The sequence below is a fragment of the Streptomyces sp. NPDC031265 genome (assembly GCF_055570295.1).
The window spans coordinates 337,958-352,972 of sequence record NZ_JBVIHM010000004.1 but is presented as its reverse complement, the minus strand read 5'-3'; the positions used below and the strand labels follow the sequence as shown (position 1 = coordinate 352,972).

At 72.9% G+C, this 15,015-nt stretch carries 11 protein-coding genes; 6 read left to right on the top strand and 5 right to left on the bottom strand.

Annotated features, from left to right (window positions below; translation table 11 throughout):
* The first annotated feature begins 235 nt into the window (after positions 1-235).
* The 3 genes from ACZ499_RS10060 (at position 236) to rfbC (ending at position 4,500) form a co-directional block, all read left to right on the top strand.
* The gene (locus tag ACZ499_RS10060) at positions 236-1,474 is read left to right on the top strand and encodes a CDP-glycerol glycerophosphotransferase family protein (protein ID WP_468673545.1); all 1,239 of its coding nucleotides are present in this window, start codon (positions 236-238) and stop codon (positions 1,472-1,474) included.
* Between the two features lie 75 nt (positions 1,475-1,549).
* Positions 1,550-3,901, top strand: coding sequence for a glycosyltransferase family 2 protein (locus ACZ499_RS10055; RefSeq protein ID WP_468673544.1), 2,352 nt, complete (start codon positions 1,550-1,552; stop codon positions 3,899-3,901).
* The gene (gene rfbC / locus ACZ499_RS10050) at positions 3,889-4,500 is read left to right on the top strand and encodes a dTDP-4-dehydrorhamnose 3,5-epimerase (RefSeq protein WP_468673543.1); all 612 of its coding nucleotides are present in this window, start codon (positions 3,889-3,891) and stop codon (positions 4,498-4,500) included. Before ACZ499_RS10055 ends, rfbC begins: the two co-directional genes overlap by 13 nt.
* Positions 4,501-4,620: 120 nt before the next feature.
* Here rfbC and rfbD read toward each other — a convergent pair whose 3' ends face one another.
* The 3 genes from rfbD to ACZ499_RS10035 are packed head-to-tail and all read right to left on the bottom strand — an operon-like array spanning position 4,621 to position 7,579.
* Positions 4,621-5,535, bottom strand: coding sequence for a dTDP-4-dehydrorhamnose reductase (rfbD, locus tag ACZ499_RS10045; RefSeq protein ID WP_468673542.1), 915 nt, complete (start codon positions 5,533-5,535; stop codon positions 4,621-4,623).
* Positions 5,532-6,515 carry a dTDP-glucose 4,6-dehydratase gene (rfbB, locus tag ACZ499_RS10040; RefSeq protein ID WP_468673541.1) on the bottom strand — a complete coding sequence of 328 codons (984 nt, stop codon included), beginning with the start codon at positions 6,513-6,515 and terminating at the stop codon, positions 5,532-5,534. The genes rfbD and rfbB overlap by 4 nt, the downstream gene beginning before the upstream one ends.
* Complete coding sequence (locus ACZ499_RS10035; RefSeq protein WP_468673540.1) at positions 6,512-7,579, bottom strand: glucose-1-phosphate thymidylyltransferase; 1,068 nt, start codon at positions 7,577-7,579, stop codon at positions 6,512-6,514. Before ACZ499_RS10035 ends, rfbB begins: the two co-directional genes overlap by 4 nt.
* A gap of 201 nt (positions 7,580-7,780) precedes the next feature.
* On the opposite strand from ACZ499_RS10035, the gene ACZ499_RS10030 reads away from it, so the two are divergent.
* From ACZ499_RS10030 to ACZ499_RS10020, 3 genes are all read left to right on the top strand, one after another.
* Entirely contained in the window at positions 7,781-9,028 is a 1,248-nt protein-coding gene (locus ACZ499_RS10030; protein ID WP_468673539.1) for a glycosyltransferase family 39 protein, read from the top strand.
* 143 nt (positions 9,029-9,171) lie between these two features.
* The gene (locus ACZ499_RS10025; RefSeq protein WP_468673538.1) at positions 9,172-10,746 is read left to right on the top strand and encodes a methyltransferase domain-containing protein; all 1,575 of its coding nucleotides are present in this window, start codon (positions 9,172-9,174) and stop codon (positions 10,744-10,746) included.
* Positions 10,747-10,768: 22 nt separating this feature from the next.
* A complete protein-coding gene (locus tag ACZ499_RS10020; protein WP_468673537.1) occupies positions 10,769-11,143 on the top strand; it encodes a DMT family transporter in 375 nt (124 codons plus the stop codon).
* Here ACZ499_RS10020 and ACZ499_RS10015 read toward each other — a convergent pair.
* Positions 11,115-13,346 carry a bifunctional glycosyltransferase/CDP-glycerol:glycerophosphate glycerophosphotransferase gene (locus ACZ499_RS10015; RefSeq protein ID WP_468673536.1) on the bottom strand — a complete coding sequence of 744 codons (2,232 nt, stop codon included), beginning with the start codon at positions 13,344-13,346 and terminating at the stop codon, positions 11,115-11,117. The genes ACZ499_RS10020 and ACZ499_RS10015 overlap by 29 nt on opposite strands.
* A 156-nt stretch (positions 13,347-13,502) precedes the next feature.
* Positions 13,503-15,015: CDP-glycerol glycerophosphotransferase family protein (locus ACZ499_RS10010; RefSeq protein WP_468673535.1), on the bottom strand; the 1,513-nt coding region annotated here is incomplete at its 5' end.

Sequence of the window (15,015 nt, the reverse complement as noted above, 5' to 3'; positions counted from 1 at the left end):
CCCCGATCGGGTGATGGTGCGTGCTGGGGGTGGTGGCCGGTGGTTACGCTCGGCTGCCATGCCGGGTGCGGGGCGGGGTGCAGGGGTGCCCGGGGACGGGGTGCCGCTGTGCCCAATCGTGCCGCCCCAGCGGCACGATTGCCCACAGCGGCGGCGGGGGAGAGGCGCGCCGGGCTCCGGCGGCAGGGGGAGCGGCACGTCGGCCCACAGCGGCGGCGGGAAGGGGCGTGGAGGCATGGTCCGGGAGTTGGCCGTGCGCGGTAAGAAGTTTGCCCGTGCCCGCATCCTCCGGCTCCTCTACCGTGTCGATCTGCACCGGCCCCTCGATCCGGACCTCGTCGTCCACGGGGCGTACTGGAATCGGGGCGTTGCCTGTAATCCCGCCGCCATCCACGCCAAGGCGCTGGAGCTCGTGCCTCGGCTGCGGCATGTGTGGGTGGTGGGCAGGCGGCACGTCGGGCGGGTGCCGGGCGGGGTGGAGCATGTCGTCGCGGGGTCGCGGGCGTACTGGCGGGTCATGGCGACGGCCACGTACCTCGTCAACAACTCCAGCTTTCCCGGTGGGTTCAGCAAGCGGGACGGGCAGATCTATCTCCAGACCCATCACGGGACCCCGCTCAAGTCCATGGGGCTCGACCAGCGCCGCTATCCCGCCTCCGCCCGTGGCATGGACTTCGGGAAGATCCTCGCGCACGTCGGCCAGTGGGACTTCAGCCTCGCCGCCAACCCCCACGCGGCCGAGGTCTGGGAACGGGTCTACCCCGCCGCGTACGAGCATCTGCATCTCGGCCAGCCGCGCAATGACCGGTATTTCACCTCAACTCCGGACGACGTAGCCGCCATTCGCGCCTCGCTCGGCATCGCGCCCGGGAGTCGCGCGCTCCTCTACGCCCCGACCCACCGGGACGAAGGGGCCAGCCGCTTTTCGCCCTCGCTCGACCTGGAGAGGTTCCTGCGGGAGACCGGTGACGAGTACGTCCTGCTGGTGCGGGCGCACTACTTCCACGGGACCTCGGCGGGGCTCGCCAAGACCCGCCCCCGGGTCGTGGACGTTACCGGGCACCCCCGTGTCGAGGACCTCTGCCTCGCCTCGGACGCGCTGATCACCGACTATTCGTCGCTGCTCTTCGACTACGCCTGCCTCGACCGCCCGATCGTCGTGCACGCCCCGGACTGGGAGGCCTACCAGGCCACCCGGGGTACGTACTTCGACCTGCTCTCGGGGCGCCCCGGCGACACCCCGGGCGCGGTCTCCACCTGCGACGACGAGCTGATCGGGCTTTTCCGGGACGGCGGCTGGGACTCGGACGCGAGCGCCGGGCTGCGCGAGGCGTTCCGGGCGCGCTTCTGCCCGTACGACGACGGGCACGCGGCGGAACGGGTCGTGCGCCGCCTCTTCCTCGACGAGCGGTCGCCCCGAAACGGATCCGGCCCCGGTCCCGGTCCCGTCACCCGGATGGACGGGCTGAGGTGACCGCCCCCGCGTTCGGGGGTTGAGCACGCGTGGGGCGGGATCCGCCCCCGTCCGCCGGCAGGAAGGTGCTCCCGTATGACGCCCCGCCTCAGCGTCGTCGTCCCCGTCCACAACGTCGAGGAGTATCTGGGAGCGTGTCTGGAGTCGTTGGCCCGGCAGAGCCTCCAGGACCTCGACGTGGTGCTCGTGGACGACGGCTCGACGGACGGCAGCGCCGACGTCGCCCGTGAATTCGCCGCGCGGGACGACCGGTTCAGGGTGGTCGGCAGGGAGAACGGCGGCCTCGGCGCGGCCCGCAACACGGGCGTCGCGCACACCGCGCCCGGGACCGCGTACCTCGCCTTCGTCGACAGCGACGACGTACTGCCGTCGCGCGCCTTCGAGTTGCTGACCGGTGCGCTCGACAAGTCCGGCTCCGACTTCGCCTCCGGCAACGTCCTGCGGCTGACCGGCGGCGGGCGGCTCAAGCAGCACCCGCTCTTCACCAAGCCGATGCGCTCCACCCGCCCCGCCACCCACGTCACCAAGGACTGGTCGCTGCTCCTGGACCGGATCGCCTGCAACAAGGTGTTCCGCCGCGCGTTCTGGGACGCGCACGCCTTCGCCTTCCCCGAGGGGGTGCTGTACGAGGACATCCCGGTCGTCCTGCCCGCCCACTTCGCCGCCCGCTCCGTCGACGTCATCGAGGACGCCGTCTACTACTGGCGCTTCAGGGACAGTTCGATCACCAACAGGCGCGCGGTCGTGCGCGGGGTGGCGGACCGTACGGCGGCGGTGCTCGGCGTGAGCCGGGGGCTCGCGGGGGCGCCCGAGCACAAGAAACGTTACGACGAGTCGGTGCTGTGCGAGGACCTCTGGTACTTCATGCAGGTCCTGCCGGAGGGCGACGCGGCCTACCGGGAGGCGTTCCTGGAGCACACGGGGGAGTTCACCGCTCAGGTGGACCCCGAGGTGCTCGCCGGGCTGCCGCTGCACCACCGGGTGAAGTGGCACCTGGCCCGCGAGCGGCGCCTGGAGGAGCTGCTCGGCCTGCTGGAGTTCGAGCGCCGCAGCCCCCGTACGCACCGGGTGCGCGGGCTGCGCCGCCGCACCGCCGAGTATCCGCCGCTCACCGCGCCCCTCCCGCGCGAGGTCCGCGCCCTCGCCCCCGACGACCTGCCGCTGGAGGCCCGGCTCACCGGCGCCGAGTGGCGCGACGGCACGCTGCGGCTCACCGGGTACGGCTACATCCGCAACCTCCCGGCCCGGGCGCGGCGGCACACGCTGAAGGCGGCCTGGCTGCGCACGCCCGACCGGCGTGCCCTGCCGCTGCGGCTGAAGAGGGTCAACGACCCGGCGATCACCACTCGTTCGGGGCAGGAGCTGCACGGTTACGACTGGGCGGGCTTCGAGGTCGCCGTCGACCCGGCCCGGCTGCTCACCGAGTCCGCCACCACCACCTGGAAGCTGGTGCTCGGGGTCCTCTGCGGCGTGCCCGGCCACGGCGTGGCGCGCCGGGGCGGCGTCGGGGACGGGGGCGCGCAGCTGGAGGTGCACTACCTCGACGAGCACACCAGGATCGTCCCGGTCTTCGCCGGCGGCCGCCTCCAGTTGAACGCCGAGCGCGTCCAGACCTGGCTGACCGGCCACGACAGCCACGGCGGCGTGCTCACGCTCGCCGGCGGGACCCGCACCCGCGCGAGCGTGCTGCGGCTCGGCCACTGGCATTCGGACGCGGCGATCCAGGTCCCCCTGGCCCGCGACGGCGAGCGGTTCACCGCCGAGGTGCCGCTCGACGAGCTCGCCGCCGTACGCGGCCGGGGCCCGGTCAGGGCGCCGCACGGCGAGTCCCGGCCCGGTGACGCGTACAGCGTCCAGCTGGTCAGGCCGGACGGCAAGCGGCTCCCCGTCGCCGCGCCCCCCGGTCTGCCGCTCGGCCGCCACGCCGTCCCCGGGGGCCGCGAGCTGGCCTTCACCGTGAGCGCCTGGGGCAATGCCGTCCTCACCGACCAGCTGCCCCACGCGTACACCGAGAGCGTGACCTGGACCGACAACTCACTTGTTCTTCAGGGTCTTTACGGAGGAGGCGGCCCGGCCGTCCCGCTCCAGTTGCGCCGCACCGGGGCCGAGGAGGAAGAGGTCGTGCTGCCGGTCCGGTGCGCGGACGGCCGCTTCCGCGTCGAGTCGGCGTACGAGGCGCTGACGCTGATCGGGGAGGGGGAGTGGCAGCTGTCCCTGGGCGAGGCCCCGGTGCGGGTCCCGGCCGCCGCCCATCCCGCCTTCCCTGCCTCCCGCACGATCGCCGGACGGGACTTCCGGGTCCGGCGCCACGGCCACGACCAGCTGGCGCTGACCGTTTCCAAAGCCACCGCTGCCCACGTCACCGCTTCCAAGGCCACCGTCTCCGAGCCCACCGTCTCCAAGGGGGCCTCGCCGTGCGGGAGCTGAGCATCGAAGGCGCCTGGGTCGTCGAGCCGCAGGTGTTCCTGGACAGCCGGGGCAGCTTCCACGAGTGGTTCAAGGACGACCGGTTCGCGAGCGCCACCGGCCACGCCCTCGGCCTCGCGCAGGCCAACTGCTCGGTCTCCGCGCGCGGCACCCTGCGCGGCGTCCACTTCGCGGACGTGCCGCCAGGGCAGGCGAAGTACGTCAAGTGCGTGCGCGGGTCGGTCCTGGACGTGGTGGTGGACCTGCGGACCGGATCGCCCACCTTCAAGCGCTGGGAGCAGATCCTGCTCGACGACCGCGACCACCGGGCCGTCCACATCGCCGAGGGTCTCGGGCACGCGTTCATGGCGCTCACCGAGGACGCGACGGTCGTCTACCTCTGCTCCGAGGGGTACGCGCCCGCCCACGAGCACGGCATCCACCCGCTCGACCCGGACCTGGCCATCGAGTGGCCGACGCACCTCACCCCGCTGCTCTCCCCCAAGGACGCCGCCGCCCCGCTCCTCGCGGAGGCCGAGGAGCGGGGCATGCTGCCGTCGCACGAGGCGTGTGCGGCCTGGTACGCGCGGCAGCGGGCGCTGGTTCCGGCTCAGCCCTGACGTTTACGTCCCGCTGGGTGCGCGGTCGTTCGGCTGCGGGCCGGTGGGGGCTGGTCGCTCCCCCAAGTTCTCGGCTTCGCTCGAACAGGGGGGACCCCCATCGCGGCGGAGCCGCATATGTCACGGCCCCGCGCCCCCTTCGGGGCGCGGGGCCGCACCTCCGCGCTCCGCCGCGACCAGCCCTGGCAGTGCCTCCGCCAGCGCCTCCCGCCACTCCCTCATCGGATCCAGCCCCGCCTCGCGCCAGCGCTCGTGCCCGAGGACGCTGTACGCGGGGCGCGGCGCGGGCCGGACATAGGCGGCGCTCGTCGTGGGCCGCACCCGCGTCGGGTCCGCGCCCAGCAGCCGGAACGTTTCCTGAGCCAGCTCGCACCACGTGCCGTGTCCCGCGCTGGTGCCGTGCCAGGACCCGGCGGGCGCGGCCCCGGCGAGCGCGGCCTCGCCGAGCCGGACGAGGCGGTCGGCCAGGTCGGCGGTCCAGGTGGGCTGGCCGCGCTGGTCGTCCACGACGTCCAGGTGCTCGCGCGTCGACTCCAGGCGGATCATGGTCCGTACGAAGTTGGCGCCGCCCGCCCCGTACAGCCAGGCGGTCCGCACCACATGGCCGTTCTGCGGCAGCAGCGCGCGCACCGCCCGCTCGCCCGCCAGCTTGGTCCGGCCGTACGCGGTGCGCGGGCCGGGCCGGGCGCTCTCCGGGTAGGGGGCGGTGGCGTCGCCCGCGAAGACGTAGTCGGTGGAGACGTGCAGCAGCACCGACCCGGCGCGGGCGCAGGCGCGCGCCAGATGGGACGCGCCCTCGCCGTTGATCCGCAGCGCCTCGTCCTCCCGGGTCTCGGCGTCGTCGACGGCAGTCCAGGCGGCGCAGTTGACGACGACGTCCGGGCGGGCGTCGGCCATCGTCGCCGCCACCGCCTCCGCGTCCGTCAGATCGAGCGCCGAGCGGTCGAGCGCGCGGGTGTCATGGCCCGCGAGCCTCGCCACCACGTCGCGGCCGAGCATCCCGCCCGCCCCCGTGACCAGCCAACTCCCGCTCACAGGGCGGCCTTGCGGCGCAGCGGCTCCCACCAGTCCCGGTGTTCGCGGTACCAGTCGACGGTCTCCGCGAGGCCCTCGGCGAAGTCCTTGCGGGGCGCGTAGCCGAGCTCGGCGCGGATCTTGGCGCAGTCGACCGAGTAGCGCCGGTCGTGGCCCTTGCGGTCCTCGACGCAGACCACCTTGTCCCAGTCCGCCCCGCACGCCGTGAGCAGCAGCCCGGTCAGCTCCTTGTTGGTGAGCTCGGTGCCGCCGCCGATGTTGTAGACCTCGCCGGGGCGCCCGCCGGTGCGGACCAGCTCGATCGCCTGTACATGGTCGTCGATGTGCAGCCAGTCGCGGACGTTGAGCCCGTCCCCGTACAGCGGCACCGTGCCGCCGTCCAGGAGCCGGGTGATGAACAGCGGGATCAGCTTCTCGGGGAACTGGTGGTGCCCGTAGTTGTTGGAGCAGCGCGTCACCCGGACGTCCAGGCCGTGGGTGTGGTGGTAGGAGAGCGCCACCAGGTCGGCGGAGGCCTTGGAGGCCGCGTACGGGGAGCTGGGCCGCAGCGGGTGCTCCTCCGGCCAGGAGCCCGAGTCGATCGACCCGTACACCTCGTCCGTGGAGATGTGGACGAACGGGCCGAGCCGGTGGCGCAGCGCCGCGTCGAGCAGGGTCTGGGTGCCGAGCACATTGGTCGTCACGAACTCGGCGGCGCCCAGGATCGAGCGGTCGACGTGCGACTCGGCGGCGAAGTGCACCACCTGGTCGTTCTCGCCCATCAGCTTGTCGACGAGCCGGGTGTCGCAGATGTCGCCCTGGACGAAGGCGAATCCGGGGTGGGCGCGCACCTCGTCGAGGCCGGCCGGGCAGCCCGCGTAGGTGAGCTTGTCGAGGACGGTCACCGCGACGTCGCCGGGGCCCGTGGGGCCGAGCAGCGTACGGACGTAGTGCGAGCCGATGAACCCGGCGCCGCCGGTGACGAGGATGCGGTGGGTCATGCGGAGATCTGTACCTTGCTGTGGTCACCGAGGACGAGCCGGTGGGCGGCCGGGGTGGGCGGGGCGGGGGTGATCTCGACGTCACGGCCGATCAGCGACGCCTCGATGCGGCCGACGCCGTGCAGCGACGAGCCGCTCAGCACGATCGAGTACTCGATCTCGCTGTCGGTCACCCGGCAGTTCTCCGCGATCGAGGTGGACGGGCCGATGTAGGAGTTCTCCACGACCGTGCGCGGCCCGATGATCGCCGGGCCCACGATCCGCGAGCCGCGCACGGTGGCGCCCTGCCCGATCCGCACCCGCCCGATGATCTCCGTGGCGTCGTCGACCGAGCCCTCGTGCGCCGGGGTGAGCAGTTCCAGGACCGAGCGGTTGACCTCCAGCATGTCCTCGACGTTGCCGGTGTCCTTCCAGTAGCCGGAGATCACCGTCGAACTGACCTTCAGCCGTCGGTCGATCAGCCACTGCAGGGCGTGTGTGATCTCCAGCTCGCCGCGCGCCGAGGGGGTGATGGCGCGGACGGCCTCGTGCACGGCCGAGGTGAAGAGGTAGACGCCGACCAGGGCCAGATCGCTCTTGGGGTGCGACGGCTTCTCCTCCAGGCGCGCGACCCGCCCGTCCGTGTCCAGCTCCGCGACGCCGAACGCGCGCGGGTCGGGCACCTTGGTCAGCAGGATCTGGGCGTCCGGGCGGGCGGCCCGGAACTCGTCGACCAGATCGGTGATCCCGCCGACGACGAAGTTGTCGCCCAGATACATCACGAAGTCGTCCTCGCCGAGGAACTCGCGGGCGATCAGCACCGCGTGGGCGAGGCCCAGCGGCGCGTGCTGCGGGATGTAGGTGACGGTCAGGCCGAACCGCGAGCCGTCGCCGACGGCCGCCCGGATCTCCTCGGCCGTGTCCCCGACGATGATGCCGACGTCCGTGATCCCGGCGGCCGCGATCGACTCCAGGCCGTAGAACAGCACCGGCTTGTTGGCCACCGGCACCAGCTGTTTCGCCGAGGTGTGGGTGATCGGCCGCAGCCGGGTGCCGGCGCCGCCGGAGAGGACGAGTGCTTTCACTGGGGACCACCGGAGTCTGGGAGGCGAGGGACAGGTAGTGAACGAGAGCTGAAGCCGGGGATTACGCGTGGTGGTGAACCATACGGGTGATTTCCGGGCGGGTGCTTTTGGCCAAGATCCGCAGGCGAACCACGGCCCCGGGGTGAAAGTGCGTTGATCGCTCCGGTGAATTCGGGCCGGTGGTTGATACGTTCGACCGCCATGAGCGAGCAGACATTCGGGACGAACCAGTACGTACGGCATGGCCGGCTCATTGTCGGGTCCGTGGCCGCCGTCGGATTCCTCGCGAAAATGGTGCTCGCCGCCCGTACCCGGGGGCCCGCCGACGTCTTTTTCTTCTGGGCCTTCGCCCAGCACATCGAGAAGGTCGGCCCGGTACGGATCTATGCGCATCCGATGCCGAGGCTGCCGGTCTACAACCATCCCCCGCTGGCCGGCTGGATGCTGCTCGGACTCGACCGTATCGCCCGCCTCGGCATCGAGTTCGGCACGCTGATCCGCACCCCCGCCTGTCTCGCGGACTTCGCTGCCGCGCTGCTCGTGTTCGAGATCGTACGGCGGCGCCGCTCGCTGAGGACGGCCGTCGCCTGCGGAATCGGAGTGACGCTCTCGCCCGTTCTGATTCCGGCGTCCGGCTACCACGGCAACACCGACTCGGTCGCTGTCACGCTGGCACTCGCCGCCGCCTGGCTGCTCGCGGACCGGCGGGCGCCGGTGGCCGCCGGAGTGGTCGCGGCGCTGTCCATCAGCGTCAAGTTCGTGCCGGTGGTGGCGCTGCCCGTACTCGCGGTGGCGGCCTGGCGGGGCGGGCGGCGGGAGTTCGTGCGCTTCTCGGCGGCCCTGGGCGCGGTGCTGCTCGTGGTGTGGGGGCCGGTGCTCGCGACCGTGCCGGGGGCGCTGCGGGCCAACGTCCTCGAATACAAGGGCGGCAACTTCCGGCTGTGGGGCATCGTCAAGTTCGCCGAGTGGCTGGGCTTCTCCAACGAGTCGATCGCCGTGCTGCGCGGGCCCGGCCACTTCGTCGTGGTCCTGGTCTGTGTGGCGGCGGGCGTCTGGCCCGCCTGGCGCCGCCCGGACCGCGCACCGCTGGCCGTCGCGATCACGCTGAGCGTGCTGTTGCTGCTCAGCACCGCCTCCGGGGTCCAGTACCTGGCCTGGCCGGTCGCGGCGCTCTTCGCGATCGGGCTCTGGGAGGGCCTCGCGTACAGCGTGCTCGCCGGAGTCCTCGCCTCCTGGGTCTACACGATCCAGAAGCCCACCCGCTGGACCTACGACCAGCAGGTCCTGGGCGCCTGGGCCTGGACGGCGCTCCTTGTCGGGATCGCGTCGGGGTACGCGGCGGTGTTCCGGTCGGGCGAGCGGGCCCCGGGGACCTCGGCCTCGGCCGGAGCTCCGGATGTGGCCACCACCACGGTTCCGGCTCCGAGTACTCCGCTGGAAGTGCGGTGATTCGACTGCGGGTGGTCTGCGGCGGTCGCGCGGTTCCCCGCGCCCCTCATGGGGCGCGGTACCGCCCCGGACCTCCACAAGTCCGCTTGGCCACGACCCCATCCACGTCAACTGACGGACCCCCGAGGAGCTTGGAGACGCCCGTGCAGCACGTGCAGCCGCCCCCCGCCCGCACTCCCGAAGCTGTCGACCGCTCAGGTCAGAGCCCCCGCATCGGCATCCTCGTCGTCGCCTACAACGCCGAGACCACGCTGGAGAAGACCCTCGACCGAATCCCGGCCGACTTCCGCTCCCGTATCGACGAGATCCTCATCCTCGACGACGCCAGCCACGACGGCACCTTCACCGCCGGATGCCGCTGGTCCCAGGCCGAGGGAATGCCCCGTACCGTCGTCATGCGGCACACGAAGAACCTCGGATACGGCGGAAACCAGAAGGCCGGGTATGCGCTGGCGGCCGAGCGCGGGCTCGACATCGTCGTCCTGCTGCACGGCGACGGGCAGTACGCCCCCGAACTCCTCCCCGACATGGTCGCGCCCATCGAGAACGGCGAGGCCGACGCCGTGTTCGGCTCGCGCATGATGGACCGGGGCGGCGCCCTGCGCGGCGGAATGCCGCTCTACAAATGGCTGGGGAACCGTGTCCTCACCCGCCTGGAGAACTCGCTGCTCGGCTCCCGGCTCACCGAATTCCACTCCGGCTACCGCGCCTACAGCGTCGCCGCCCTGCGCCGGCTCCCCATCGAGCGCAATACGGACGCCTTCGACTTCGACACCCAGATCATCGTCCAGCTCATCGACGCGGGAATGCGCATCCGGGAAATCCCCGTTCCCACCTATTACGGCGACGAGATCTGTTACGTCAACGGGCTCAAGTACGCCAAGGACGTCGTGAAGGACGTCCTCGAATACCGGCTCGCGGCCAAGGGATTCGGCACCTGCCCGTGGATTCCCAAGCCCGATGGATACGCCTTCAAGGAGGGGGACGGCTCCTCCCACGCCGTCATCCTGGACCGTTTGCGCACCCTGCCGCCGGGCCGCGTCCTGGACCTCGGCTGCTCCGGCGGACTGTTCGCCGAACGCCTGGAGGCGCAGGGGCACGAGGTGACCGGCGTCGACTGCGTCGAGGTGGCGGGCGTGCGTGAGAGGTGTACGCGGTTCTTCCTCGCGGACCTGGAGGAGGGGCTGCCCGAGGAGATCGGGCGGGGATACGACTACGTGGTCGCCGGGGACGTCATCGAGCACCTCTCCCGGCCCGACCGCGTTCTCGCCGAGATCGCCCGGGTCCTGCGCCCGGGCGGCCATGTGCTGCTGTCCGTACCGAACTTCAGCCACTGGTACGCCCGGCTGCGCGTCGTCCTGGGCGTGTTCGGGTACGACCGGCGCGGCATCCTCGACGAGACGCATCTGCGCTTCTTCACCCGCGCCAGCCTGCGCCGCACGGTCCAGGGCGCGGGGTACGACATCCTCGCCACGACCTCGACCGGGGCGCCCTTCTGGGCGCTGCTCGGCGGGAAGGGCCTGCTGGGGCGTGCGGTGGCGGGGGCGCTCGGGGGGCTTTCCCGGCTGCTCGTGCGGCTGCGGCCGACCCTCTTCGGCTATCAGTACATCGCCCTGCTCACGCCGCACGCGGCGGAGACGATCATCGCTGGGGAGCACGTCGATGTACAGGACATCCTCAACCGCCAGTACACCCCCGCCGACCGAGTGGGCGTGTGAAATCCCGGTCAGGAGAGGGACGTTGAACCTGTCCAGCCTCGCCCTGCTGCTCTTCGCGGTGTTCACCTCGGCGGGCGGTCAGATCATGCTCAAGCACGGCATGCGCACCGCCGCGGTCGCCGTGGAGCACGGCGGCGGCTCGATCGCGCTGCGGGCCGCCACCAGCCCGTGGATCGTGGTGGGCCTGGTCGTCTTCGCCGTCTCGGCCGTCGCCTGGATGTCGACGCTGGCCCGGGTGCCGCTGTCCATCGCGTACCCCTTCAACGCCCTGGGGTACCTGCTGATCGTGCTCGCCAGCTCCACCGTGCTGCACGAGCGGACGTCGGGGTGGACGTGGGCGGGCTCGCTGCTCGTGGTCGTCGGGCTCTTCACGGTGATGGCCGGCCAGCAGCGGTGACCCGGCGGGCGCCCGTCTGGCCCGGCAGCGGCGGGACCGCGCGCCGGGCGGGCTCCACCGGCCGCAGCGCGTCGGCGGGTTCGCCCAGGAACACCGTGCGCACCACGCGCTCGGCGGCGCGCCCGTCGTCGTACGCACAGAACCGCTCCCGGAAGGCGGCCCGCAGGACGGCGTTGGCGCCGCTGTCCCAACCGCCTTCCCGGAAGCAGGAGATGAGCTCGTCCGTGCTGGTGGTGACCGCGCCCGGGGTGTCTCCCTGGCGCCCCGAGAGGAGGTCGAAGCAGACGCCGCGGACCGTGCGGTACACCTCCCAGTCGGGGGCGTGGACGACGATCGGGCGGTCCAGGTTGGCGTAGTCGAACATCACCGAGGAGTAGTCGGTGACCAGCGCGTCCGCCGCCAGACACAGCTCCTCGACCCGGGGGTGCGCCGAGACGTCGAGCAGCCCGGGGTGCTCCGGCAGCCCGGCCGACGCGTAGAAGTAGTGGGCGCGCACCAGCAGCAGGGTGCCGGGGCCGAGCGCGTCGGCGACGCGGACCAGGTCCAGGGCGCCGGAGAAGCCGTGCTCGTACTCGCGGTGGGTCGGCGCGTACAGGATCGCGCGGCGGTCCGGTGCGATGCCGAGCGAGCGGCGGGCGGCGGCAACGGACTCGGCGGTCGCCGTCGCGTACACGTCGTTGCGCGGATAGCCCGACTCCAGGTGCCGCACCGCGCTCGGGTAGGCGCGCGACCAGGTCTCGGTGGAGTGCGGGTTGGCGGACAGCGACCAGTCCCAGCGGTCGACGCGGCCCAGGAACCGGCGGAAGCTGAAGCCCTTGGCGGCGGCCGGGTACGCGAGCTGGTCCAGGCCCATGCGCTTGAGCGGGGTGCCGTGGTGGGTCTGGAGGTGGCGCTGGCCCGGGCGCTTGACCAGGTGGTCGGGGAAGTTGACGTTGTTGACGAAGTAGGTGGCGCGGGCCATGAGCCGCCAGTACGCGAGGGTGTGCGGCAGCACGAAGGCGTGCCCGTCCGCCGCCTCCGCCCTGGCGACCACCCACACGCCCTTGATGTGCGGGGCCAGTTCGGCGGCCTTGCGGTGGACGGCCGCCGGGTTGCAGCTCACGCCCCGGTTCCAGTACGAGGCGTACACCGCGAGCCCGGGGTCGAGCGGGAGGAGCCGCTGGAGGCGGTAGTAGTGCCGGAACAGCGCGCGCAGAGCGGACTTGCGCAGGGCGCGCACGCGCGAGCGCAGCTTGCGGCGGGCCGCCAGGGCCCGGTCGAGCGCGGACAGCGTCCGGGGTCGGCCCTCGGTGAGCAGCCGTCCGCGCACCCCGGACCGCCCGCCGCCCGCCCGGTGGCCGGCGGGCCGGTGGGTCCGGCTGAAGGCGGCCACCGCCCGGACGTACGCCCGCCGCTGCCCGCGCGCCCCCGCGTAGGTCTTCAGCAACTCCCGTACGGCCAGCGCGTACAGCGGCTCGCGCAGGGGCGCTGCCCCGGGCCGGGTGGCGACGTCCGCGAGCAGGGCGTCGTACGCGGCGACGACCTCCCGGCGGTCCGGCTCGGCCCGGCGCGCCCCCGGGAGCGGGCGCTGCTGGCGATGGTCCACGCACGGCGTGGCGAGGGCCGCCACCGACCCGGCCGCGATGAGCGAGCCGAGCGCCCACATCGCCTCGGCCCGCTCGCCCGGGCCGAACCGCGGGCTCCCGTCGCGCCAGAACTCCCGCCGCACCGCCCGGTTCCAGCTGACCGGGGCCACCCCGAGCAGGCCCGGCCGCCCGGCGGCGGTGGTCACCGCGTCCCCGGTCGCGTGCAGCACGTCGAGGGAGCGGGCCGGCTCGGCCGTCCCGAGGAACGGCGTCCGCAGATGCCCGAAGAGCAGCACGTCCGGGTCCCCGGCCTCCTTCAGGCGCGCGTCGATCGCGTCGAGCGCCCCCGGCAGCTGGACCAGCCCCGGCTCCAGGAAGAGCAGATACTCCCCGCGGGCCTGCCCGGCCCCGGCGTCGCGCCGCTCGCCCGCGCTCACGGGGGCGGCCAGGTGGACCGCCCGTACGCGCGGGTCGGCGGCGGCCAGCTCGTCGAGCAGCCGCCCGGACCCGTCCACCGACCCGTCGTCGACCCCGATGACCTCCATGTCCGTGAACGACTGCCGCAGCACGGACTCCAGACACTCCCGCAGCAGCCCGCGAACCTCATGGACGGGCACGACGACGGTGAAACGGGGCAACGGGAGACCTCTTCACGGGGGCCGGAGGCGCATTAGGGGCGCGGGGAGCTGCGCGACCACCAGAGGCGGCCCGCAGTCGAATCACTGCACGTGGGGGCGGGGTGCGGAGCTGCCCGGGCACAGCGGCGGCGGGAGGGGTCCAAGGGACCCGGGGGCCTAGACCAACCCCGCCAGCTCGCGCTGGACCGCGGTTGTCGGGAGCGCCGCCGACGGCGCCGGGCGGCGGTCCTCGACCGGTACGAACGGGGGCAGCCCGCCGCTCTGGCCGAGGAAGACCCGGCGCACCACCCGCTCCGCCGCGTGCCCGTCGTCGTACGGACAGAACCGGGCCCGGAACGCGGCCCTCAGCTGGGCCGAGCGGGAGCCGCGCCAGTGGCCGGTGGTGAAGATGTCGATCAGCTCGTCCTCGGTGCGGGCGAGCGCGCCCGGCGGGAAGGCCCGCAGGTCGAAGTAGGTGCCGCGGGCCGCCTCGTAGGCCTCCCAGTCGTCGGCGTGGATGACGATCGGGCGGTCCAGATTGGCGTAGTCGAACATCAGCGACGAATAGTCGGTGATGAGCGCGTCGGCGGCCAGGCACAGCTGCTCGACCGACGGGTGGCCGCTGACGTCGATGATCCGGGGGTGCACGTCCTGGTCCGCCAGCGGCGCCCCGTACGTGAAGTGGGCGCGGGTGAGCAGGACGACCTCCGGACCGAGCGTGCGGGCCACGCGCTCCAGGTCGAGCGGGCGGTGCTGGCCGCGCCGGTAGTCGCGGTGGGTCGGGGCGTACAGGACGGCGGTGGCGTCGGCGGGGATGCCCAGGCCGTCGCGGAGCCGGGCCACGTCCGCGGCGCTCGCCCCGTGGAAGACGTCGTTGCGGGGATAGCCGTATTCGAGCGTGGTGTAGCCCGAGGGGTAGGTGCGCTCCCAGGTGAGGGTGGAGTGCAGGTTGGCGGAGAGGCTGTAGTCCCACTTGTCGCTGCGGGCGACCAGATGGGCGAAGTCGGTGTCGCGGGCGGCGGCCGGGCGGTCCATCAGGTCCAGGCCCATGGTCTTGAGCGGGGTGCCGTGATGGGTCTGGAGCAGTACCTGGCCGTCCCGCTTGACCAGTCGGCCGTCGAACTCCACATTGCTGACCAGGTACTTGGCGCGGGCGAGCGCCGTCCAGTACGCGAAGGTGTCCGGCGCCACCTTGCGGGTGGCGGGCGGCACGGTGTGCAGCTGCGCGGGCGCGGCGACCCAGACGGTCCGCACCCGGGGCACCAGCTCCCGCACCTTCGCCTCGATCGCGGCGGGGTTGCATGCGTACCCCCGGTTCCCGTACGCGCTGAAGACCGCCTCGTCCCGCACCGGCAGACGCAGCTGGACCCGGTAGTGCAGGTGCAGTGCCCCGGAGCGCAGAGCGCGGCCGAGCGCGCGCACCGGCCGGCCCGCGCGGGCGCGCAGCGCGCTGAGCGCCCCGAGGCCCAGATAGGTGCGGTGGGCGCCGAGCCGGACCAGACCGTGCCGCACCCGGACGCGGAAGGTGCGCGGGCCGCCGCCGGGGGAGTGGTGGCGGTGGTACTGGGCGCGGGCGCGGCGGAAGAACTCGGCCCGGGGGGGGGGGGGGGGGGGGGGGGGGGGGGGGGGGGGGGGGGGGGGGGGGGGGGGGGTCGGGGGGGGGGCACCCTTGTTAAAGTGGGTGAGGTCG